The organism is Pseudomonas svalbardensis, from assembly GCF_030053115.1.
GTDB classification, from domain to species: domain Bacteria; phylum Pseudomonadota; class Gammaproteobacteria; order Pseudomonadales; family Pseudomonadaceae; genus Aquipseudomonas; species Aquipseudomonas svalbardensis.
In genome coordinates this window covers 1,660,972-1,685,107 of sequence record NZ_CP125619.1, presented here as the reverse complement: position 1 = coordinate 1,685,107, position 24,136 = coordinate 1,660,972, and the positions used below count along the sequence as shown (strand labels likewise).

At 59.1% G+C, this 24,136-nt stretch carries 15 protein-coding genes; 4 read left to right on the top strand and 11 right to left on the bottom strand.

Translation table 11 applies throughout. The features are described from left to right. Positions 1-2: 2 nt before the first annotated feature. Positions 3-560, top strand: coding sequence for a peptidylprolyl isomerase (locus QFX16_RS07615; RefSeq protein ID WP_046048081.1), 558 nt, complete (start codon positions 3-5; stop codon positions 558-560). A gap of 82 nt (positions 561-642) precedes the next feature. Beyond that, positions 643-2,475 (top strand): ABC transporter ATP-binding protein, encoded by a 1,833-nt coding sequence (locus tag QFX16_RS07610; RefSeq protein ID WP_149630928.1) that lies wholly within the window; start codon positions 643-645, stop codon positions 2,473-2,475. 42 nt (positions 2,476-2,517) lie between these two features. Here the strand turns inward: QFX16_RS07610 and QFX16_RS07605 are convergent, their stop codons facing one another. After that, positions 2,518-3,642, bottom strand: a complete 1,125-nt coding sequence (locus QFX16_RS07605) for a GNAT family N-acetyltransferase (protein WP_283183446.1) — start codon at positions 3,640-3,642, stop codon at positions 2,518-2,520. 282 nt (positions 3,643-3,924) lie between these two features. Here QFX16_RS07605 and QFX16_RS07600 point away from each other — a divergent pair, with 282 nt between their 5' ends. Beyond that, positions 3,925-5,238 (top strand): putative porin, encoded by a 1,314-nt coding sequence (locus QFX16_RS07600; RefSeq protein WP_283183445.1) that lies wholly within the window; start codon positions 3,925-3,927, stop codon positions 5,236-5,238. A 154-nt stretch (positions 5,239-5,392) separates the two neighbouring features. Here QFX16_RS07600 and QFX16_RS07595 read toward each other — a convergent pair whose 3' ends face one another. From QFX16_RS07595 to aceK, 3 genes are all read right to left on the bottom strand, one after another. Beyond that, entirely contained in the window at positions 5,393-6,514 is a 1,122-nt protein-coding gene (locus tag QFX16_RS07595; RefSeq protein WP_283183444.1) for a beta-ketoacyl-ACP synthase III, read from the bottom strand. A 311-nt stretch (positions 6,515-6,825) separates the two neighbouring features. Then, positions 6,826-10,737: an ATP-dependent RNA helicase HrpA gene (hrpA, locus tag QFX16_RS07590; protein ID WP_283183443.1), complete on the bottom strand. Its 3,912-nt coding sequence runs from the start codon at positions 10,735-10,737 to the stop codon at positions 6,826-6,828. A 186-nt stretch (positions 10,738-10,923) separates the two neighbouring features. Further along, the gene (gene aceK / locus QFX16_RS07585; protein WP_283183442.1) at positions 10,924-12,642 is read right to left on the bottom strand and encodes a bifunctional isocitrate dehydrogenase kinase/phosphatase; all 1,719 of its coding nucleotides are present in this window, start codon (positions 12,640-12,642) and stop codon (positions 10,924-10,926) included. Between the two features lie 130 nt (positions 12,643-12,772). Here aceK and QFX16_RS07580 point away from each other — a divergent pair, with 130 nt between their 5' ends. Continuing rightward, positions 12,773-13,681, top strand: a complete 909-nt coding sequence (locus tag QFX16_RS07580) for a DMT family transporter (protein WP_283183441.1) — start codon at positions 12,773-12,775, stop codon at positions 13,679-13,681. Positions 13,682-13,778: 97 nt separating this feature from the next. Here QFX16_RS07580 and QFX16_RS07575 read toward each other — a convergent pair whose 3' ends face one another. From QFX16_RS07575 to QFX16_RS07545, 7 genes are all read right to left on the bottom strand, one after another. After that, positions 13,779-14,066 carry a fructose-bisphosphate aldolase gene (locus QFX16_RS07575; RefSeq protein ID WP_283183440.1) on the bottom strand — a complete coding sequence of 96 codons (288 nt, stop codon included), beginning with the start codon at positions 14,064-14,066 and terminating at the stop codon, positions 13,779-13,781. A 577-nt stretch (positions 14,067-14,643) separates the two neighbouring features. After that, positions 14,644-15,600, bottom strand: a complete 957-nt coding sequence (locus QFX16_RS07570; RefSeq protein WP_283183439.1) for a hypothetical protein — start codon at positions 15,598-15,600, stop codon at positions 14,644-14,646. Positions 15,601-15,608: 8 nt separating this feature from the next. Further along, a complete protein-coding gene (locus QFX16_RS07565; protein ID WP_283183438.1) occupies positions 15,609-16,550 on the bottom strand; it encodes a hypothetical protein in 942 nt (313 codons plus the stop codon). After that, complete coding sequence (locus QFX16_RS07560; RefSeq protein WP_283183437.1) at positions 16,547-19,819, bottom strand: toxin VasX; 3,273 nt, start codon at positions 19,817-19,819, stop codon at positions 16,547-16,549. The genes QFX16_RS07565 and QFX16_RS07560 overlap by 4 nt, the downstream gene beginning before the upstream one ends. After that, a complete protein-coding gene (locus QFX16_RS07555; RefSeq protein WP_283183436.1) occupies positions 19,816-20,649 on the bottom strand; it encodes a DUF4123 domain-containing protein in 834 nt (277 codons plus the stop codon). Before QFX16_RS07555 ends, QFX16_RS07560 begins: the two co-directional genes overlap by 4 nt. Beyond that, positions 20,646-22,715, bottom strand: coding sequence for a type VI secretion system Vgr family protein (locus QFX16_RS07550; RefSeq protein ID WP_283183435.1), 2,070 nt, complete (start codon positions 22,713-22,715; stop codon positions 20,646-20,648). The genes QFX16_RS07555 and QFX16_RS07550 overlap by 4 nt, the downstream gene beginning before the upstream one ends. 254 nt (positions 22,716-22,969) lie before the next feature. Continuing rightward, positions 22,970-23,833: a DMT family transporter gene (locus QFX16_RS07545; RefSeq protein WP_283183434.1), complete on the bottom strand. Its 864-nt coding sequence runs from the start codon at positions 23,831-23,833 to the stop codon at positions 22,970-22,972. Positions 23,834-24,136: the final 303 nt, after the last annotated feature.

Sequence of the window (24,136 nt, the reverse complement as noted above, 5' to 3'; positions counted from 1 at the left end):
CCATGCTGAAAAAAATCGCCCTCGTCGCTGGCTCCGTTCTGTTTGCCGCCAACCTGATGGCCGCAACGCCCGCCAAGGCGCCGCACGTGCTGCTGGAAACCACTAACGGCCAGATCGAGATCGAACTGGACCCGGTCAAGGCGCCGATCAGTACCAAGAACTTCCTTGATTACGTCAACAGCGGCTTCTACAACAACACGATTTTTCACCGTGTGATTCCGGGCTTCATGGTCCAGGGTGGTGGTTTCACTCAACAAATGCAGCAAAAAGAAACCAAGGCACCGATCAAGAACGAGTCCAAAAACGGTCTGCATAACGTCCGTGGCACGCTGTCCATGGCCCGCACCTCTAATCCTGATTCGGCCACTAGCCAGTTCTTCGTCAACGTCAAAGACAACGACTTCCTCGACAGCGGTGACGGCTATGCGGTCTTCGGTAAAGTCGTGAAAGGCATGGACGTGGTGGACGTCATCGTCAACTCGCAAACCACCACCCGTGGCGGCATGAAAGATGTGCCAGCCGACCCTGTGTTCATCAAGTCGGCCAAAGTCATCGACTAAGCTACACAGGAAGTCTTGAGCGGCTGCCGGAGTGCGCCGCTCACACTGTTCAAAGGAGAGCCCGTGCGCGGGCGGAGAACTGATGCTTTATCGCCGTTTCGAGAAACTGATCGACATTTTCCGCGATGCCCCGACGGCCGCTCCGCCGGATCGGGTTCTCCCTTTTTATACCTATTACTTGAAGCAGGTCTGGCCGAGTTTTGCTGTCCTGCTGTTCGTCGGTCTGATCGGTGCGCTGATCGAAGTGGCGCTGTTCAGTTACCTGAGTCGCATCATCGACCTGACCCAAGGCACACCTAACGTCGATTTCTTCAAGGAACACGGCATCGAGCTGGCCTGGATGGCGGTAGTCGCCCTGGTTTTTCGGCCGATTTTTGTTGGCCTGCATGACCTGCTGGTGCACCAGACCCTGAGCCCCAGCATGACCAGCCTGATCCGCTGGCAGAACCACAGTTATGTGCTCAAACAGAGCCTGAATTTTTTCCAGAACGACTTCGCCGGGCGCATCGCCCAACGCATCATGCAGACCGGCAACTCGCTGCGCGATTCGGCTGTGCAAGCGGTGGACGCGCTGTGGCACGTGCTGATCTACGCGATCAGCTCGCTGGTGCTGTTTGCCGAAGCCGACTGGCGCCTGATGATCCCGCTGCTGACCTGGATCGTCGCCTTCATCAGTGCCCTTTACTACTTCGTGCCACGGGTCAAGGAACGCTCGGTGGTGTCCTCCGACGCGCGCTCCAAACTCATGGGGCGGATCGTCGACGGCTACACCAACATCACCACCCTGAAGCTGTTCGCCCACACCAACTTCGAGCAGCAATACGCTCGCGAAGCGATCAAGGAACAAACCGAAAAAGCCCAACTGGCCGGCCGGGTGGTCACCAGCATGGACGTGGTCATCACCAGCATGAACGGCTTGCTGATCGTCGGCACCACCGGCCTGGCCCTGTGGCTGTGGACGCAGTCGCTGATCACCGTAGGCGCGATTGCCCTGGCGACCGGCCTGGTGATCCGCATCGTCAACATGTCCGGCTGGATCATGTGGGTGGTCACCGGCATTTTCGAAAATATCGGCATGGTTCAGGACGGTTTGCAGACCATTTCTCAACCGGTCAGCGTCACCGATCGAGAGCAGGCCAAACCGCTGGCGGTCACCCGTGGCGAAGTGCGTTTCGAGCACGTGGATTTCCACTACGGCAAGAAGAGCGGGATCATCGGCGACCTCAACCTGACCATCAAGCCCGGTGAAAAAATCGGCCTGATCGGTCCGTCCGGTGCCGGCAAGTCAACCCTGGTCAACCTGCTGCTGCGCCTCTATGACGTGGAGGGCGGACGCATCCTCATCGACGGCCAGAACATTGCCGAAGTCGGCCAGGAAAGCCTGCGCGAGCGCATTGGCATGATCACCCAGGACACGTCCCTGCTGCATCGCTCGATCCGCGACAATTTGTTGTACGGCAAACCCGACGCCACCGACGCCGAACTTTGGGAAGCGGTACACAAGGCCCGCGCCGATGAGTTCATCCCGTTGTTGTCGGACTCCGAAGGCCGCACCGGTTTCGATGCCCACGTCGGTGAACGCGGGGTGAAACTCTCCGGCGGCCAGCGTCAGCGGATTGCGATTGCTCGCGTGCTGCTCAAGGACGCGCCGATCCTGATCATGGACGAGGCCACCTCGGCGCTGGATTCGGAGGTCGAAGCGGCGATCCAGGAAAGCCTCGAAACCCTGATGCAGGGCAAAACCGTGATAGCCATCGCCCACCGGCTCTCGACCATTGCCCGCATGGACCGGCTGGTGGTGCTGGAAAAAGGCAAGATCGCCGAAACCGGCAGCCACGCCGAACTGCTGGCCCATGGCGGGTTGTATGCGCGGTTGTGGCAGCACCAGACAGGTGGGTTTGTCGGGATCGATTGAATCTTCCTGCCTGATCGTTTCCCCGCTCTGGTCTGCACCCCATCAGTCTTGCCGGTAAGGCAAGGCTGTCCTCGCTTCCTCGGCATACGCCAGCACGCCAACGCGCTCTTGCTGCAGGAAGTCTTTGACGGCAGCTTTCAGGCCGGGATGACGCAAGTAGTGCCATGAATGAGTGATCACAGGTTCGAACCCGCGAATCAACTTGTGCTCGCCCTGGGCACCGGCATCGAAACGCTGGAAGCCATTGGTAATCGCGTAGTCCATGCCCTGATAGAAACAGGTCTCGAAGTGCAAACGATCAAACTCCGCCAGACAGCCCCAGTAACGACCGTAAAAACTGTCGCCGCCCACCAGACTGAAGGCCATGGCCACCGGCCGTGAGCCCTGCTTGGCCAACACCACACGAATCGACTCTGGCATGCGCTCGGCCAGCAAACTGAAAAACTCCCGCGTCAGGTACGGCGCTTGCCGACGCACTGCGTAGGTATTGGCGTAGCAGGCATAGACAAAATCCCACTGTGCCTGATCGAGTTGCTTACCTTCAAGCCATTCGAAATCAATGCCCTGCCCCGCCACTTGTTCGCGTTCCTTGCGCATTTGCTTGCGCTTGCGCGAACTGAGGACGTCGAGGAAGTCTTGAAAATCCCGATACCCGCGATTCTGCCAGTGGTACTGACAGCCGATTCGCTGTAACCAGCCCGGCTGCTCGGCCAATGCTGCGTCAGTGAACGGGTCGGTGAAGTTGATGTGGGCACTGGAGAGTTGTTCGATTTCAAGGTAGCCCGGCAGGCTTTTCAACAGTTCGAAACCGTCCTCGAGCGTGGCCGCCAGCAAACGCGGGCCGCTGACCGGACTGAACGGCACAGCCGTCAGCAGCTTGGGGTAGTAATCGATACCGGCACGCTCACAGGCATCGGCCCAGGCGTGATCGAACACGTACTCGCCGTAGGAATGCCATTTGCGGTAACTGGGTAACGCGGCGATCAGGCGATCGCCTTCGATGTGCAGCAAATGCTCGGGTTGCCAGCCGGAATGAGGGCCGACGCTGCCGCTGTCTTCCAGTGCGCTGAGAAAGGCGTGGCGCAGAAAGGGCTGATTCTCGGGCACCAGGGCGTCCCACGTCTGCGACGCGATTTCGGACAGACTTTCCAGACGTTGCAGCGGCATCAGTTCTTCCCTACTTCTTTGCGTGAAAGCCCGGCGAGTATCGCCCATCGCCAAAAAATCCACACGAGCAATCCGCCGACAGGGCTCTGGGCCAGGGTGTACGCCATATTTGTATCGTCATCGAGACGCCATCATCTTGCCACTGCACTGTCATAAACCATCGCGATACTGGCGCCTGTTTTTAGAGCGCCGGATTCTATAGCCGGCCACTGTTTTCCGTCCGTCAACGGTCGGTTGTGTCCTGGATGGCTCAGTCATCCCATTACATCTTCGGAGATTGATATGCGTCTTGCTTCCACGAAAACTGCGGCGGCCTTGTGTGGTGGGTTGCTGCTGGCCATGAGTGTTCCGGCCAGCGCCGCAGTCGACGCCAAACTGCTCGACATGCTCAAGGCAAACGGCTCGATTTCTCCTGCGCAGTACACCGAACTGCAAGCCGAGCTGGCCAGCGATCAGAAAGACCAGCAAATCGCCCGTCAGGCTCAGCGAGAGACCAACGAGCAGATCGCGGCGACCGCGAAGAAAACCAATGAACTGAGCACCTTCGACCAGAAACTGGCGTGGGCTGCCAAGACCCAGTTCAAGGGCGATGTTCGTTTCCGTCAGGAAACAGTCAAGAACGATGGTGTTTCCAACACTGGCGACCAGGACCGTCAACGCATTCGTGTCCGCCTGGGTGCCTACACCGAAATCAACCCGCAAGTCGACACCGGCATCCGGATCGCCACGGGCAGCGACAACGATTCGCGCTCCACCAACCAGAGCCTGGACAACAACTTCACCAAGAAGGATATCTGGCTGGACCAGGGCTACGTGGATTACCACCCGACGGCCATCAAGGACCTGCACTTGATCGGCGGCAAGATGCCGCAACCGTGGGTGAGCACCGGCGACATCATCTGGGATAGCGACATCAGCCCTGAAGGTCTGGCAGCAACCTACAAGCACGCGCTGGGCCCTGTCGAGATGTTCGGTAGCGCCGGTCACTACACGCTCAAGGACAACGTCGACGGCGAAGGCAAGCAGTTCCGTCATGACCTGCGTCTGTATGCCGGCCAGTTGGGCGCGCGTTTCGCGATCACCGACTACTTGAAAATGACTCTGGGCGGCAGTCTCTACGCCTACGACAACGACAACGACATCAACAATACGTGTGCCGCGGCAACATGCCGACTGGCCGTCAACGGCAACACTGCGAACGAACAGTTCAAACTGTACGAAGGCTTTGGTCAGCTCGACATCGGCGGCCTGCCAATGCCGCTGTCGCTTTACGGTCAAATCGTCACCAACGACGATGCCAGCAACGATCAGGACATGGGCTGGCTGGCTGGCGTCAAGACCAAGTTCTACGGCTTCGGAGTGGACTACAACTACCGCGACGTACAGCGTAACGCGGTGGTCGGCGCCTTCACCGACTCCGACTTCGCCAACGGTTTCACCGGTTCGCGTGGCAGCAAGCTGAAAGTGAGCTACGAGATCGACAAGAACTTCTCCCTCGGCGCGACGTACTTAATGGCTGACTCCGACTACACCAACGCCACCCTGCGGGATTCGAAAATCAACACCCTGCAACTGGACGCAGAAGCCAAGTTCTGATCCACGCTACACGGCTCGGGCAAGGAAGCCAGAGCTGCTTTACCAAACTCGCGTTGCTGTATCGGTCCCCATCATCCGTCCGATACAGCAACGCGAGTTTTTTTGTCTGCGCAAAAAAAATCGTCCGAACTCGGACGATCTTTTTTTGACGAACTCAGCGCTTGCGCAGAATCACGCTACCAATCGAGTAACCGGCGCCGAACGAGCTGAGCACAGCCAGCGAACCGGCGGCCAGACCGTCCTGGTTCTTGTGAAACGCGATCACGGAACCGGCGGAGCTGGTGTTGGCGTAGGTGTCGAGAATCACCGGGGCTTCTTCTTCGGTGGCTTCGCGGCCCAGCAGCTTCTTGACGATCAGGTGGTTCATGCTGAGGTTGGCCTGATGCAGCCAGAAGCGTTTCACGTCGCTGATGTTGAGCGTGTTCTCTTCCAGGTGCGTAGCGATCAGCTCGGCGACCATCGGGCAGACATCGCGGAACACCTTGCGGCCTTCCTGCACGAACAGTTTGTCCTTGGCACCGATGCCCTCTTCCGCCGCGCGATTGAGGAAGCCGAAGTTGTTGCGGATGTTGTTGGAGAACTTGGTCAGCAGCTTGGTACTGACGATATCGAACTGGTACTTGGACGTCGCCAGGTCAGCACGTTCGATGATCACCGCAGTCGCGGCGTCGCCGAAGATGAAGTGGCTGTCACGGTCGCGGAAGTTCAGGTGCCCAGTGCAGACTTCCGGGTTGACCATCAGGATCGCCCGGGCCTGGCCCAGTTGCACGCTGTTGGCCGCCGCCTGAATGCCGAAGGTCGCCGAAGAGCAGGCGACGTTCATGTCGTAACCGAAACCCTGGATACCCAAGGCTTCCTGGACTTCGATGGCGATGGCCGGATAGGCCCGTTGCAGGTTGGAGCAGGCGACGATCACGCCGTCGATGTCCGCGGCGGTCTTGCCGGCGCGCTGCAAGGCTTGCTCGGCGGCACCGATGGCCATTTGGCAAAGCACCGACCACTCGTCATTCGAGCGTTCCGGCAGGCGTGGCGCCATGCGTTGCGGGTCGAGAATGCCTTCCTTGTCCATGACAAAGCGGCTTTTGATGCCAGAGGCTTTTTCAATAAACGCCGCGCTGGACTCGGTCAACGCTTCGATTTCGCCGCGCGCGATGGCGTCGGCATTGTCGGCGTTGAATTGCGCGACGTAAGCGTTGAAAGACTGCACCAGCTCTTCGTTGGAGATGCTGTTGGCCGGGGTGTACAGGCCGGTGCCGCTGATGACGACGTTATGCATGGTCGTTTCTCTAATCTGTTCAGGCAGAAAGTGTTGGCACCGACGTACCAACACACAAAGGATCTGCTCCCGTCAGGGGGAGCAAACCTGGCATCGCTTTATTCCGATCCGCCCAGACCTGTGAAAGCTCAAAACCGCGGGGCCGGCGTTTATAGGCGCGAAGTTTGCCATAAACATTGGGGTTTGGCGCCTTTTGCGAGAGCAACGCGTACCTAATGTAGGAGCGGGCTTGCTCGCGAAAGCGGTGTATCAGTCAACATTGATGTTGAAGCTGACGGCCCCTTCGCGAGCAAGCCCGCTCCCACAGGGGGTTACGGTTCGACTTGGGTCCATTGCTTGTTCAGGCGCTTGTCGGAGATCGGCACCTTGGTCCCCAATTGTTGGGCGAACAGGGAAACCCGGTATTCCTCCAGCCACCAGCGATAGAGCTCCAGTTGCGGATCGCGTTTGCCTTCTTGGGCATGTTTGTTGGCGCGCGTTTGATATTGCGTCCACAGGCCAGATAACTCGCCACTCCAGACCCGGTCCCTCTGCACCTGAGCGCCGATTTTCTCGAAGCGCTGCTCGACCGCTTTCAGATAACGCGGCAGCTCCTTGAGCCACTGCATCGGGGTTTCACGGACGAAGCCCGGATACACCAGATCACTGAGCTGCTGCTTGATGTCGTTCAGGGCCACGGCTTGCGCCAGGTCGATCTTGCCCTTGAAGCGTTTTTGCAGGCCGTGCCAGAGCTTGAGGATTTCCAGCGTCAGCTTGGCCAGGCGCTCGGCGTGCTCGGTCCAGCCGCCGCGCTTGCGTTCGGCCAGTGAGGCCAACCCGGCGCCATCACGAGGCAACGGATCTTCGCCATCGAGAATGCAGCTGTCGAGGCTGGCCAGCAGGATGTCTTCGACCAGACTGTCGATGCGCCCCATGTCGCGGTACATCAGGCCCAATTCGGTCAGCCCCGGCAACTTGCTGCGCAGGAACTTCGCAGGTTCGGCCAGTTGCTGCATCAGCAAACGCTGCAAGGCCCGACGATGTTGAAACTCGGCTTCGGCCGGCGTCGAGAAACGTCCTTCCTTGACCGTGCCGCCCTCTTCCACCAGCGCCGGATACACCGTCATCGACAGCCCGGCGATCTTCTGCTGGGTTTTCTCGGCGACGGCGGCAAACACTTTCGGCTCCACAGGTTGCTGGTTTTTCGCTGTTTGCGGCACAGCCAACGCGGCCTGACTGGCTTCGGTAAAGCGTGCGGTCAGTTCCGCCAGATCACGCCCTTCGCCAAGGAACTTGCCCTGGCCGTCGACGATTTCCAGGTTCATCCGCAAATGACTGTCGACCTGCTGCGACGCTTCCGCCCAGGCTTCATCGCTGACCCGCGCACCGGTCATGCGCAACAGTTCACGGCCCAACGCTTGAGGCAACGAGCCCTCGGCGAAGGTCATGCGTTGCAATGCGGCTTTGACGAAGTCCGGCACCGGTACGAAATTCTTGCGCAGGGCTTTGGGCAGGTTGCGTACCAGCGCGATGCACTTGGCCTCGATCACGCCGGGAACCAGCCACTCCAGACGTTCCGGCGGCAGCATCGGCAACAACGGCGCCGGCACACGCAGGGTCACGCCGTCACGCGGGTGGTTAGGTTCGAAGTGGTAGCTCAGCGCCAACTCCAGATCACCGATGTGCAAGGTGTCCGGGTAATGCAGCGCGGTGACTTCACTCGCCTCCCGGGCCAGCACGTCTTCTTCGCGCATGATCAGCAGCTGCGGGTCTTTCTGGCTGTTGACCCGATACCAGCTGTCGAAGGTCGCGGTCTGGTGGATCTCCGCCGGCAGTCGCGCATCGTAGAAGGCGAACAGGGTTTCTTCGTCCGCCAGAATGTCGCGACGGCGAGCCTTGGCTTCCAGTTCGTCGAGCTGTTCCAGCAGTTGCGCATTGGCCGTCAGGCACTTGGCCTTGGACTGAATCTCGCCGCGTACCAGGCCTTCACGAATGAACAATTCACGAGACACCACCGGGTCGATCGGCCCGTAATGCACCGGCCGGCGACCGACCACGATCAGCCCGAACAAGGTGATTTGCTCGAACGCCACGACTTGACCGCGCTTCTTCTCCCAATGGGGTTCGAAGTGGTTTTTCTTGATCAGGTGCCCGGCCAAGGGTTCGATCCAGTCGGCGTCGATCTTGGCGACCATGCGCGCGTAGAGCTTGGTGGTTTCCACCAGTTCGGCGGCCATCAGCCATTGCGGACGCTTCTTGCCGAGGCCCGATGACGGGTGAATCCAGAAACGCCGCTGACGGGCGCCGAGGTAGTCACCGTCTTCGGTTTTCTGACCGATCTGGCTGAGCAGCCCCGAGAGCACGGCTTTGTGCAGTTTCGGGTAATCCGCCGGCTCTTTATTGAGGCTCAACTGCATGTCGCGGCAGATCAGGCTCAACTGCCGATGGGAGTCGCGCCATTCGCGCAGACGCAGGTAATTCAGGAAGTTCTTGCGGCACCAATTACGCAGCGGGCTGGCGGTCAACGCCTGGCGCTGTTCTTCGAAACCACGCCACAGATTGACCAGCCCGGCGAAGTCCGAGTCCACATCCTTCCACTGAGCATGCGCCTGATCCGCCGCTTGCTGACGTTCTGGCGGACGCTCGCGCGGGTCCTGAATCGACATGGCGCTGGCGACAATCAGCACTTCCTGCAAGCTGCCGAGTTTCGCCGCTTCCAGCAACATGCGGCCCATGCGCGGGTCCACCGGCAACCGCGCCAATTGGCGGCCAAGCGGGGTCAGCTGGCTGTTGCGGTCGACCGCCGAGAGTTCTTGCAGCAGGTTGAAACCGTCGCTGATGGCTTTGCCATCCGGCGGCTCGATAAACGGGAAATCGGTGATCTCGCCGAGACGCAGGTGCAGCATCTGCAGGATTACGGCGGCGAGGTTCGTGCGCAGGATTTCCGGGTCGGTAAATTCCGGGCGACCGATGAAATCTTCTTCGCCGTAGAGGCGGATGCAAATGCCCGGTTCGACCCGTCCGCATCGACCTTTACGTTGGTTGGCGCTGGCCTGGGAAATGGCTTCGATGGGCAGGCGCTGGACCTTGGCGCGGTAGCTGTAACGGCTGATGCGCGCGGTGCCGCTATCGATCACGTAACGAATGCCCGGCACGGTCAGCGAGGTTTCCGCGACGTTGGTCGCCAGGACCACGCGACGGCCTGGGTGCGACTGGAAAATCCGCTGCTGTTCGGCCGGCGACAGCCGCGCGTAGAGCGGCAGAATCTCGGTGTGCTTGAGCTGGGCCTTGCGCAGCATGTCCGCCGCGTCGCGAATCTCACGCTCGCCGGGCAGGAACACCAACACATCGCCGGGGCTCTTGCGCTCGCTGCGTTCGAACGCGGCGATTTCGTCGAGGGTGGCAAGAATCGCCTGATCCACCGTCAAGTCATCCTCGACGCGGTTGCCCTCTTCGTCCTGCTCCAGGGTCAGCGGGCGATACCAGGTTTCCACGGGGAAGGTGCGGCCGGAGACTTCGACAATTGGCGCATCATCGAAATGCTTGGAGAAACGCTCCAGGTCGATGGTCGCCGAGGTGATGATGACTTTCAGGTCCGGACGACGCGGCAGCAGGGTTTTCAGGTAACCGAGCAGGAAGTCGATGTTCAGGCTGCGTTCGTGGGCTTCGTCGACGATGATCGTGTCGTAGCGTTCGAGGTAACGGTCGTTCTGGGTTTCCGCCAGCAGGATGCCGTCGGTCATCAGCTTGATCAGGGTGTTGGAATCGCTCTGATCTTCGAACCGCACCTGATAGCCGACCAACGCGCCCAACGGCGTCGCCAGTTCTTCGGCGACCCGGCTCGCCACGCTGCGGGCGGCGATTCGACGGGGCTGGGTGTGGCCGATCAGGCCATGCTGACCGCGACCGATTTCCAGGCAGATCTTCGGCAACTGGGTGGTTTTACCCGAACCGGTTTCACCGGCAATGATCAGCACCTGATGCTTGAGCAGCGCTGCTTTGATTTCGTCGCGCTTGGCGGCGATCGGCAGGCTGTCGTCGTAGCGAATAACCGGCAGGCTGGCCCGCCGCGCCAGCACCTGATCACAGGACGCCTGCATGCGCGTTACCCATTGGGCCAGCTTGGCCTCGTCAGGTTTTTTACGCAGCTCAAGCAACTGCCGCCGCAGCCGGTGGCGGTCGGCGAGCATGGCGTGATCGAGGTTTTTCAGCAGTTTGTCGATGGAAGGCGATTCGTCAGTCATCAGGTACGCAATAAGTCGTCTAGTGGCGCAGGGGGCGGATTGTCGCAGATTTTACGACCGCTGCGCGGCCGATCGCGAGCAGGCTCGCTCCCACATTGGATCTATAGCGACCACAAAATCGGGGGCACCACGGTCAAAGGTGGGAGCGAGCCTGCTCGCGATCGATTGCGCAGCAATCGCAGAGAACTACTCGTTATCCAACCCCTTGCGCCGATACGGGAACACATCAATCACCTTCCCGGCGCGAATGGCTTCCTGAAGGCTTTTCCAGTAATCGGCGTTGTACAACTCACCATGCAACTGATCAAACAACTTCCTTTGCCCCGAATCAGCAAACAAAAACGGCGGAAACTCTTCAGGAAACACATCCAGCGGCCCGATCGAATACCAAGGCTCCGACGCCATCTCGTCTTCCGGCGTGCGCGGTAGCGGGATGTGCCGGAAGTTGGCCTCGGTCAAGAAGCAGATCTCGTCATAGTCATAAAACACCACCCGCCCGTGACGGGTAACGCCGAAGTTCTTCAGCAGCATGTCGCCGGGGAAGATGTTCGCCGCCGCCAGTTGCTTGATCGCCAGGCCGTAATCCTCCAGTGCCTCGCGGACCTGAGCGTCGTTGGCGTTCTCCAGATACAGGTTCAACGGCGTCATCCGCCGTTCGGTCCAGCAGTGGCGGATCAGCACGGTGTCGCCCTCTACCGACACGGTGGATGCTGCCACTTCGAGCAATTCTTCCAGACAGGCCGGGTCGAACTTGCTCAACGGGAAACGGAAGTCGGCGAATTCCTGGGTGTCGGCCAGACGCCCCACCCGGTCGACACTTTTCACCAAACGGTACTTCTCGATCACCGTGGCGCGGTCGACGTTCTTTGACGGCGAGAAGCGATCCTTGATGATTTTGAATACGGTGTTGAAGCCCGGCAGGGTAAACACGCTCATCACCATGCCACGCACGCCCGGGGCCATGATGAACTGGTCGTCGGTGTTGGCCAGGTGATTGATCAGCGCCCGGTAGAACTCGGATTTTCCGTGTTTGTAGAAACCGATCGAGGTATACAGCTCGGCGATGTGCTTGCCCGGCAGAATGCGCTTGAGGAAACCGATGAACTCCGCCGGCACCGGCACGTCGACCATGAAATACGAACGGGTGAACGAGAAGATGATCGACACGTCCGCTTCATCGGTGATCAGCGCATCGATCTGAATCCCGCGACCTTCGCGGTGCAGCAGCGGAATCACCAGCGGCCATTGTTCGTCCTGGGTGTAGATGCGCCCGACCAGGTACGCGCCTTTGTTGCGGTAAAGCACCGAGGAAAACAGTTCGACGCTCAACTCCGGATCCTTGCAGACCCAGTCCGGCAGGTTCTCGCGCAATTGCCCTTCGAGTCGAGACAGGTCGCCCGCCAGGTTGGCGTAATCCTCGCTGAAGCGGTAGTCGGCAAAAATGCTCGCCAGCATCCCGGACAACTGGCCCTGGGGCTTGTACGTGCGGGTTTGTGCGGCGCGGGCCCGGCGCAGGCTCGGCCGGGTGGTGTGGATGAACATGCAGCCGTCGCTGATCAGGTCGTGGCTGAACAGCCCGCAGAAGATCGAGTTGTACCAGGTTTCGGACAGTTCATCGTCGAAGCGCAGGTCGATGAGCGTGATGTAAGCGCTTTTGACCAGCGGCCAGCAGCTGACATCCAGCGTGTCGTCGTCGAAAGCGATGTGTAGCCGCCCCACCGTTTCGCTGACTTTTTCTTCGTAGAGATTGATCCGCGCGGCCGACGCCGATTGCGTCTCCTGCCACTTGGCCTGCTCGAAGCGGGCCCGGGCGCCGTCGGTGATCTGGCGGAAATGCTCGCGATAATCGTCAAAGCCATCGAGGATCATTCGGGCGATGTCGGCGGCTGGCCATTGCTGCGGCATAGGTAAAACCTCGGCGGCTGATTCTTATCGTTGGGGCCTGAGCTTAGTGGCCCTTTGTTACGCAACGCAACCATTGCCTTGCGTCCTGACTGGCGCGACACTTGCGCGCCAATCAAGGAAGGAAAGCGCTGTGAACCCCGTCGATACTCTGCGTTTGTTGTCGCTTGCCGCCATTTGGGGCGCGAGCTTTCTGTTCATGCGCATCATCGCCCCGGTGATTGGCACAATCCCCACTGCTTTTTTCCGCGTGTCGATTGCCGCGGTCGGTCTGTTGGTGATTCTCGGGCTGATGCGCATCAGTTGGGATTTCAAAGGCAAACTCAAAACCGTGATGCTGCTAGGGGTGATCAACTCCGGGATTCCGGCGACCCTCTATTCGGTGGCCGCGCAAGTGCTGCCGGCCGGCTATTCGGCGATTTTCAACGCCACCACGCCATTGATGGGCGTGCTGATCGGCGGTCTGTTCTTCCATGAAAGGCTTACCGCCGCCAAACTTGGCGGTGTGTTCCTCGGGCTGTTGGGCGTGGGCATCCTGACCCGAGCCGGTCCGGTGGCGTTCGACATGGAACTGCTGATGGGCGCCCTCGCCTGCCTGCTCGCCACGACCTGCTACGGTTTCGCCGGGTTCCTCGCGCGCCGCTGGCTTGATCAGGCCGGTGGTCTCGACAGTCGTCTATCGGCGGTGGGCAGCATGCTCGGCGCGACGTTGTTTTTGCTGCCGCTGTTCGGTTACAGCGTGATCAGCCAGCCACCGGAGAGCTGGGGCGGCTGGAGTGTCTGGTTGTCGCTGCTGGGTTTGGGACTGGTGTGTACGGCGCTTGCGTACATTATTTACTTCCGGTTGCTCAGTTCGGTCGGGCCGGTGAAGTCGATGACCACGACCTTTCTGATTCCGCCGTTCGGGGTGTTGTGGGGGGCGTTGTTGCTGGATGAGCCGTTGTCGATGGCGCACATCTATGGCGGGGTGTTGATTGCGGCGGCGTTGTGGTTGGTGTTGAAGACGGCGGTGGTGAAGCCATTAGAAGTAGCTGCCCGGTAGTGGTGCAGTGCTGCGGATAATGTCATCGCGAGCATGTGCTGGCCAAATAGAAAACCCGCAGAAATGCGGGTTTTTATTGCCTAAAAATCAATCACTGTTACTTGGGCGTATCAAACCCGCGCTGCTCAATCACCCGAAACACATCGTTCACATCCTGGATCATGATCCGGGCGATGTTGGTGACGGTGTTGATGTCGTTCTCGGCGTAGTCCGGCAGGCTGGTGCAGGCCATGAGATTCAGATATTTGAGGACGGCGTTGAGGCGTTCGCTGACGCAATTGTGGAGTTCGCGTAGCGGGGCGTCGCTGTCGATGAGCAGGACGGGGTAGTCGGTTGCGAATTGGGACATGGGGGTGAAGCGGCGTGGCGGGTTATTCATTGGCATAAGTAAATCTTCCTGTACATAAAAGAAGAGCTACTACCGTTCGCTGCGAAACGAATGGGTGGTAGCTGTGTGCGGGTTCGCAGACCGAGGCACAGGAGCCCGGCAGACCCGGAGGTCTCCCACACACAGCCACCATAGAAAGAACGGATTCCGGGCGCTGATGCGACCGTCGTTGCTTATTATGGTGCTGGTTGCTGCCTGTGTTGTAGGGCTGCGAAACCCTATCGCCGACTGTTGCCGGCAACGGGGCGAACTATAAGCGTCGACTTTGGCGGCTGCAACCGGGGATGTAGGACGGTTGCTCGTTTTTTGTAGCAGCTGGCGAAGCCTGCGTTCGGCTGCGTAGCAGTCGCAAAATCAGAAGTCGCGGTGTGTCAGATGAACCCTGCACACTGGATTTACGGCTGCTGTGCAGCCGAACGCAGGCTTCGCCAGCGGCTACAGGGAGTAGGAAAGCGTGGCAGGGTTTGGGGCTGCGTCGCCACCCGGCGGGAGCAAGCTCCCTCGCCACTATGGGAGCCGTCCTACACGTATTACGGACATGCAAAACATCAAAAAATCGCTGCTTTCGTAGCGCCTATTTTTGCGAAACAAACCTGCCCTTTCGCGTCCCTTGCGGATAGACGGAGCGTGTCGCATTGTCCAGATAACCACCCTGGCGCACAAAGCTGGCCACTTCATTGTGCCGACGACTGCGCATCCAGGTGATCCATCCCAACAGTTCAGGGTGCCCCAACGCTTCGATCAACAACAAAAACTGCTCACGCCAGCGTGTACTGCCGCCGATGCCCAACCCTGAGCGTCGTTTAAGGTCCTGGATGCTCTGGCCATCCATCACCCCTTTCACGAAATCGACCCAGAGCTCGGGTCGAATCATCCCGACCAGCGGTGTCCCGGACAGAATGGAGAAGCAGGTCACGCAGGTATCGCACTTGAATTTCGGGCGTATGCCTTTAATTCGATAGGTCCGCGCTCCCCCACACCTGTGGCATGTCGCGTGCTGTGCATTGAGCGTCGTCTCGATCCAGGTGACGACCGCTTGCTGTTGCTCCGCGATGTGCTCGGGTGGTTGCAGGTTTTCCCGGTAATGGCGTGTCGTCCACCACTGATGCAACTCCGGACACTCCTCAGCCATCACCTCCCCGACCGCCTGCCCCCAGTTGAAGTAGACCTTTGGAGTCACTTCCAAGCGAGACGCTATCTGAACGCTGGACCAACCGGCCAGCAGGTACACCGCAAACGTTGACCACAATTCCATCCGATGCATGTTCGCAAAGGGTGAATCGCTCAAACTATTGCAGCTCTTGCGACAGGAACCGCAGTAGTAACGCGGGAGCCGTTGTCGGCCGCGATTGTTATGGAGGGTCACGTTGGTATTGCCACACCAGGGGCAGTACTTCACTCGCCGATACGGCAATTCGTGCAGATAACGGATTAAACGATCGGCGTCGGGGCGCAGGTGCGCCGGGAGGCATACGTCGTAGTCCGGTAGTTCGCCGTGTCCGGGGATGGGTAGTGAGGGAATTTGAGACATCACAGTTTCTAAGACTGCTCCATAAGCAACGCTTGTTCCGCCTGCGCGGCCAGTTCAGCGTTGCGCTTGACTATGGCTGCTTCAAGTTCCGGGGAGCGTTTAACCCACTGCTCGGGAGGCAAGGGTTTTGACCACTCGATGATGTCGGGATAGGGCAAATCGGGTGGCGGATTCAGTTTCCAGCGTTCAAGCACGTCTATCAGCAGCGTGTTGAAAATGAAAATCCCGCAGAAACCTTCCCACAAGATGGTTAAAGGCCAGCCTCTCAATTTTGCGGCTCTTACAAGATCGTCCAGATAGGTCGCCCATATCCCTTTAGTCCTGTCGAAACGTGCCGTCTGATCCTCAACAGCCTCCGGACCAATCTCCATGTAACTGCGCATGCACTCCCACAAGGCCATGGCCGTGGTCCCGCCCCCACAGTTGAAGCCTAGGGAGAAATTCTTGTTGTCGTCCTTTGCTAGCGGGTCTGGGTTTTCAAAACCAATGATCAGTAAACCCATCGTGGCTTTACCAGCCTGACTGACTGACGAGTGCTGGGTGGCGGCGGCTGTCACGCTTTCCCATGGGACGATCCAGTACTCACCATCACCACGGGGGACACAGACTTCTCGGCGTTGGCGGTTGAAGCGCACGGGAAAGGGCACTTCGCGGAATAGGCCATAGACCACAAGCGAAATAGGGATGCCCACGATGATTAGCCCTCCGCCCCATATCAGAGGATCGGGAGTGATGTAGTTCAAAAGCGCAAACAGCAATACCATCGGCCACAGAACCATCACCGCAGAACCAATGCTGTAGCTACCAATATCGAGAAATACCTCGTTCTTGCGCCAGATGGTGTTGAGCACATCTGAGGGTTTTCTACCCGTGGGGATGGGCAACGGCGCCAGATAGTCATTGCGCGAAAACGTCCGTTTTTTCGTGGTGCCTGCCGGTGGCGTGCTCATCGTTTGTCCTTGGGTTGCAGGTACATAGCGCCGGGGTGGTCCTCACCGAGCGGGTAATTGGGCACACGATCCAGTTGGGGCGTCGGGTCGGCCCGCAGTTCTATCACGCCAGTGGTGTCATTCAGGGTAAAGGCAAGCCCTCGCTCGCCGCCGATAAAAGTGCGGGCGCCGAGTATCGCGGTCAATGGCGTGCGATATCGTAAACGTAGCGAAACAGTGCTGGGTTTTGTCCTCAATACGTTTTCCAGCTCTTTGAAGGGGCCGCTCAAGCGTAAGCCCTGACCTTCCTTAAACGGTATCCACTGACAGACGCTGCTGGACAGCCAATGAGGTGTCATATCTCGCCAAGGACGAGGTGGCTTGAAGTTACTGGTCGGGCTGTTTTTGATCAGATGGCGGTAGCCTTGGGTATCCTCCGGGTCACCGACCATGCTTAGTTCCAGGTAGACACTGCCGGGCTCGGCACCTGGCAAGTCGATGGTCAGGGCATTGATGGAACTGACGAAAGCGAGGCCGGAAGGGCCATGATCAGCGGTCGACTCCGAGCTGCTTTGCATGCTGACCCGAGGCGTATAAAGAATGAGGTACAGCCGGTCGAGCTCGTCCTGTTGGGCTTTGGGCGAGATAGGTTCCAGATCAATAGCTCGTGATTTTGACCAGCAGCAGAAGCTCAGGAAGTTTTGCAGCGGCGTCCGCTCAAAAAACCAGGCAGTCAGGTACAGCACACCCAGCACGGCAATAATCCAGTTCAACGGCCCCATGTACAGCGTGTAACGCAAGATGGCGACTTCGACTTCGACTAATCCCGCCAAGGCTCTGCCGGTTTGGGCCATCCCCAACAGTGCCTGAGCACCAAAAGCACCGACCTGCCCAGCGACCACGTTCTGACGCATCTCCAGCCACGGATCGATATGAGTATGTGCTCGCTCTAGCTGAGTTTGCAGAGATCTGTATTCGTTCACTGCGGCGGCAAATGAAAATCCACCAATCACCCCACCAAACAGCGTAAGTGTTGGCGCGGCTGATGAGCGAATAAAGAACCGATCCTTCCCGATCCCCTTCCGCACCTGGCTATCAACCACCGCCACCAACGCCGCCGCCGCATACAACGTCGCCGAAGCCGCGTCATTCACCCGCCGGCTGTCCATCCCCTCCAACACCCCGGCCTCTCTCAAATAGTTATGCGCATTCAGCACGTTCAACAACAACGCCGCCAACGGCACCACCCCGCCGCTGTTGGCCACAACAGGCGAATTAACAATCCGTCCCACACGCCCCGCACCAATGGCCTTCCCCGTCGCCGTCGCCCAGTCGCCCAGTGCTTCGGCCTGCTGCCCCAACAACTTCCACACCTGCCGGCCGGCCTCGGTGACGAACTGCAAACGCGTGTCGCTGCCCAGGCGCGCGGCGACAAAGACGCCCATCCATGAGCGGCTGAAGGCGCCGTCACCCTTGAGCAACAACAACGCAGCCGCCAGCCGGTTGACCAATACACTCCATTGGCTGCTCGCGTCTCGGGCCATGGCCGCGATGTCTTCCAGAACCGCTGCGCTCAACGGCGCCAATACCTGATGAGTGGCGCTGATGTTGTCGGAGGCCAGTGCGGCCATCAGCTCGCCCAGGCGAGAGGTGTTGTTAACGGCCGCATCGATCGAGGGCGTCCAGGCGTTGAACAGTTGTTTCAGGGCACCATCATCCGCGGCGCGCACGTAGTCGGCGTATTGCTCGGCGCCCTGGGCGCGCAGGCATTGGGCGGTCAGGCAGCCGGTGGCCAGTTCGGTCAGCCAGTGGCGAGTCTCCAGGTCGGAGTAGTCGACAAACCAGGTGCCGCTGACGGAACGGTTGAGGTACATGCCCCGGTCGGCAAACAACGCGGTGTGACGCTGTTCGATCTGCTGGTAGTGCGTCGCTGCCGTCTGCGCGAACCAGGTATTCATCGCCTCGAGGTCGATGTATTCGCCGACCTTGGCACTGAAGTGATGGTTGTTGAGGTTGGCATTTTTTTCGACGCGGTATTCGCGGACGACGAATTCCACTTCGTTGTACAAGTCCGCCGGAATAAAGGCCCGTACCGGAGCGACGATGGCCGCGATACGCGCATCGCGGGCGGCGGCTTCGGCATGAGTGGGCTGACCGCCGTATTGACGGGCCTGGGTTTCAGCCTTGAGTTCCTCATCCAGCCGATGCTGGGTGTCGAGCATGACTTGGCCCTGTTCGGGCGTGAGGGTGATTTCGCGGGCCTTGTAGCGGTAGCTGATGGACCCGGCCAGTTCGGCGCCATCTTCAGTGATCAGGCTGCGTACAAACCCGCCGATGCTCAGGCGCAGATTGTTATCCCCCAGCCACTTTTCGTGACGCGCCTCGACCCATTCCTGCTCGTGGTTGATGTCACGCAGCACACCCAGATCATCATCGAGGCAGGCAAAAAAGGAATAAAGGCCCTTGGCTTCTGCCTTGGCGCTGTCCAGCCAATCCTGAGTGCCCTGACCGTCCCACGGCTCGGCGCTCCATTCGCCCGGTGGTTGATCGCTGGCCTCGGGGTGTTGAGCGATGGTTTTCTTGCGCTCACGCGCGCGGCGCATGGCATCGGTGTAGGCCTTGTTGTTGAACGGGGTCGGGTCGCTCAATAGCGTTGCGCCCAGCGCGTCGGTGTCCTCGGCACCTCTTGACTGGTCCACTTTCATGGACCGGGCGAAAGTATTGGGCAGGAGCTCGGCCATGACCTCAACGGCTTTTTCCAGCGGCGGACAATGCTCGGCTTGTAGTTCGTTGGCCACGGTGCGCAAGGCCACATGGCGCATGTGCGCACGACGTTTGACGCTGCTGTCGCTTAGCAATTGGCAGTGCTCGGGGTTCAATGGGAACTCGCTGTAGAGCATCCACGCGTCGTGGATTTTTTCCAGGGCCAGGCCCGTCAGTGTGCCGTCGAGCACCGGGGTCGCATCGGCGTCCAGCGCTTGCTCTTTGAGCAGACCACTCGGCGAGACGGCAAAACGTTTAAGCGGGCCTTTGTCCTGCCACAGATAAACAAATCCGCCCCGCAAGCGACGCGCCGCCATGGGATGACTTTGTGTGGTCACGCCGGGAATGCAGCAAGGACTGTCGGCCTTTTCTTCAGCCAAGGCATAGCGCACGGGGACCACGAACAGCTCGGATTGGCTGGCTGGGCACGGCGCCATCGGGCTGTTGATGTCGACATGAGGCTGAGCCTTGGCCGCGCGCTCGGCCTGAGCAGCTCGGTCAATCATCGCCAGTTTTTCTGCGCTCATACGCCGGACTCCTTGCCAATGAGCTGCTGACGCGTCAGTTCGGCATTCAGGTTATCCAGCCGTTGCTCGGGCATTACACCGGGCTCGGCCAACATGTTTCGGTAAGTGGCGTGACCCGGTGCATCGGGAAAGTCAGTACCCAGCACCGCGTGGAAGCGAGCCCAGAGCAGGACTTCATCGATGGCGCTGTAACCATGACGCCCGGCAGTGTGCTGGCAGTGAGAGGCCCACTGTTGCAGCGCAAAGGCGTCCAGTCCTTGCAGGTATTCGGAAAAGTACTGCTGGCAGTGTTCGATCAACCGTTGGGCGAAGCGTTGTCGTTGGGCGGTGCCCAAGTGCTCCAGTTGCTCTGCAGACAGGAACAACCAAGGCTCATGCGCATACGGTGCCGCGGGTTGATCCGGGTTTTCTTGATGGATATCCAATTCCGGGAGCCGGATCAGTCGTATAGGCCCCATCAAGCGACCACGCTCGCCAGCAGCCAACGGCGCTAGCCACAAAGTCGCAATACGAGGGTCGTGGTAACGGAACAAGACCGTGACATCCCCTTCGACACGAACGTGAATCAGGCTACGTAAATGCTCAAGCACGGCCGTTTCTTGTGCCTCTGACTCCAGCCAGAGGCCACACGTCGCGCTCCAGTCCCGAAAAAAGGTCTGAGCCAACGGGCTATTAGGGGAAACAGGCACCAGTACCGGCCCGGCTTCCTCCAATGGGCTATAGACGGTTGTCTGATAGAGCGATTGAAACGTTGTACTCCCCAGCTCAAACAGACGCTCAGGCAGATGCTCAATCTGGGCGCGATCCAGCAGCAGGTAAGCCTGACTCATGCCGATATCTCCGCCAGTTTTTGACACACGGCGCAGATCGGCGCGGCCTGTTGTGCGGCCTGAGTCAATGCCAGTTTTTGCGCGGCCAGGGATGGCGCAATCAAGGCCTGTGGCGCCACGGGGATCAATGAGCGAGCAGCCTCCGGAGCTATCCCGGCCAACGGCGCCCCACCCTCGACAATGGCGACGCTGCTGAAAATCCCGCCGGCGTTGATCACGATGTGGTGACCGCCAGCCTTAAGCGTCAGGCTCATCCCCGCATCAATCACCACGTTGGCAGCGGTGACGTGGGCTTGCGAACCGGCCTGAATCACCAGCGTGCCGCCTGCCGTCGAGCTGCTATTGCCGGCGATGGTGATCAGTTCGTTGCCGCCGATCACCGTGTTGCGCACGCCTTGGGTGGTGTGCAACTCATCGCCCTTGATCAGGCTGGCACTGTGGTTGTCGACTTGCTCAAAACGGTCGTTACTGATCAGGCTGTGGCTGTCGCGAGTGATCTGCTCGCGGCGGTCGTTACCGATCTTGGTGTCGCTGTCGTTGAGAATCAGCTGTTCGAGGTCGCGTTGGGCGCGCAGATAGATTTGCTCCTGCCCGGCACGGTCTTCAAGCGACAGCTCGTTGAAACCGCCGGTGTGCGGGGAGCTGTGGCTGCGCAAGACGGTTTTGGTTTTGTGCTCGGGCAATGAATACGGCACTGAGGTGACGGTGTTGGCCACACACCCGGTGATCAACGGTTGGTCGGGGTCGCCTTCGAGGTAGGTCACCACCACTTCCATGCCGATGCGCGGGATGGTCACCGCCCCAAAGTTTTCTCCCGCCCAACTGGAGGAAACCCGCAGCCAGCAGCTGCTTTTTTCGCTGTTGAGTTCGGCCCTGCACCAAGGAAATTCGACCTTCACACGGCCAAACTCGTCGCAATAGATCTCCTCGCCGACCGGCCCGGTGACGCGGGTGGTCTGGCTGACCAGCACGGTGTTGCGTAAACGCATCGGCGGACGGTAGAGCACGTCCCACGGAATGGCGCGAAAACTGTTGCGATAGCCTTGGGTAAAGCCGTCTTCGGGTTTGACGTCGCTGGTGATGGCCTCTTCCAGTGACTGAGGTTGCTTGCCAGCGTGCGTCACACTAAGCACCAACCACAAATCGTTGCAGGTTTTGCGTGGGTGTTCGGTCAGTTCAAACAAGTGACCACTGCGTAGGCACGGCTGATCGCTGTTGCCCTCGGCCAACTGGTAATCGGTGCGGTGGCGCTCCAGGGCCTGGCGGGCGAGCTGCTTGCCGCGTTTTTCGTTCTCGATGAACACCGGGTAACGATAATCTTCCAGCTCTGGGCTGAACTCGGCGGTGAAGCGACTTTCCAGCAACAGACTCGGCCGTTTCAAGTCATAGTCCCGGCGCGTGACCGTACTGGTGCGAGTGCTGAAACGCATGGAAAACTGGCTGACCACCGGGTGCTCTGCCACCATGCCGGAGTCTTGTTGATAAGGGGTTTCGCCCAGTTTGGGGAACCAGGTCTGGTCATCGGTGAACACCAGCAGATGACCGTCGGGCGAATGCTGGTGATGCCAGGCGATGCCGTCCTCGGCGCACAGGCGCTGGACTACCTCGAAGTCATTTTCCCCATACTGCGTGCAGTATTCGCGCTCGGGGCTGGTGCTGACATGGAAGGTAAACGCATCGGCCTGAATGCCGTGGCCTTTGAGCACCTGAGCGATGATTTGCGGCACCGTCAGGTTCTGGAAAATCCGCTGATTGTGGCTGAACTGCAAGTAGTGCAGCGCCGGCACCAGGGTCAGGTGATAACGGGTCAGCCGTTTACCAGCCTCACCGACGAATACGTCTTCGATCCGGCCATGAAGGCCTTCGCCGTTATGACCGAACTGGAGAAATGCAGGCTGGCTGAGCAGACTCTCCAGATCGAAATCAGGATTTTCGCTGACCAGTTCAACCTGGATCGCATACAAGGCGCTGATGGCCTCGACACCGTCAAAGGCAAGGACTTTGAAATCGTTGCGAACTGCGGGGATGTGCAGCGCGAATTGCGCCGTATTGGCCGAACCGAACATACGCTTATCCTTAAGCAAAGAGGAAATGAAGCGCGATGTCCAAACCGTCCATGGTCTGTGCACGCGAAATTGGCGGGCACGTTAGCAACGGGGAAAAAGGATTAATGTCGGAAGGGTCTTCGAATACAGTCAGACCTTTCCGCTTTGCAGGCAGTTACGTCTATGCGATGAGAGGCCTGACCTTAAAAGCAGTAAAAACATCGTTCTGTAACGGCATAAGTTAGGCCCGAAGCAATGCTCCAGGCCTTTGGTTTTTACGCTGTTTTACGGAATACGAACACCAGACCGATGATGATCAGCAACATGCCAAGCATGCTCAACGCCGCCAGCCGGTTGCCGAAAATCAGGTAGTCCATCACCGCCGTCACCGCCGGCACCAGGTAAAACAGACTGGTGACATTGACCAGATTGCCCCGTGCAATCAGCCGATACAGCAGCAAGGTCGCCAGCACCGACACCACCAATCCCATCCACAACACCGGTACGATAAAACCGGTGCTGTATTTGAAATGAAAGGGCTGGAACGGCACGAAGACTCCGCAGAGCAACAGCCCCGCCAGGTACTGCACTGGCAGCGTGCCGAGTGGATTGTCGGTGATGCGTTTCTGCATGATCGAGCCGATCGTCATGCTCGCCAGTGCCAGCAATCCGAAGAGCATACCGGCCAGCGACATACCGGCCAGACCGATGCCCTGGTAAACCACCATGATCAACCCGGCCAAGCCCAGTGTCAGACCGAACATTCTGCTGGCTGATCGCTGACGCTCCATGATCACCACCGTGAGAATGGGCTGCACGCCCATGATCGTCGCCATCACTCCCGGGGTGACTTTCAGGTCCAGGGCCAGCAGATAGAAAATCTGATAAGCCCCCAACAACACCACGCCTGTGGCCATCGCATACACCATCGGCTTGCCGCCCTTGGGCAGTTTCAGCTTGAGCAACGGCACCAGCAGCACCAATCCGCAGATTGCGATAGCGAAGCGAAACAGCAGAAAGGCAAAGGGTGACGCGTGGGCCAGGCCCCATTTGGAGAAGATCGCCCCGCTGCTCCACAGCAAAACGAACAGGCTCGTGGACGCCGCCGCGAGAGCGGTGTTTTTCGAAAGGACAAACATGAATACCACCTGTAGTCAGGCAAAAAGCCAACTCAGCCGAAGCTGAAATTCAGTAGTTTTTTCAAGCGGGGGCTTTTTCAGACGGGCGTGGGAACAGCAGAAAAAAGCTGATCAGCCCGAAAAGCCAACGCCTGGCGGTGATACGACTGCGCACACCGGCGAGCTACTGACAGGTGGAGGGTAATGACTGATCTGCGCAGGCTGCTGATTCCCGCACGGCACGACGCCAGCGTTGACCGCTGAATCGACTACCGCGTTGATGTGGGAAGCTGGCATGGGCTGATCTTTTTTGAAGGGTAGAAA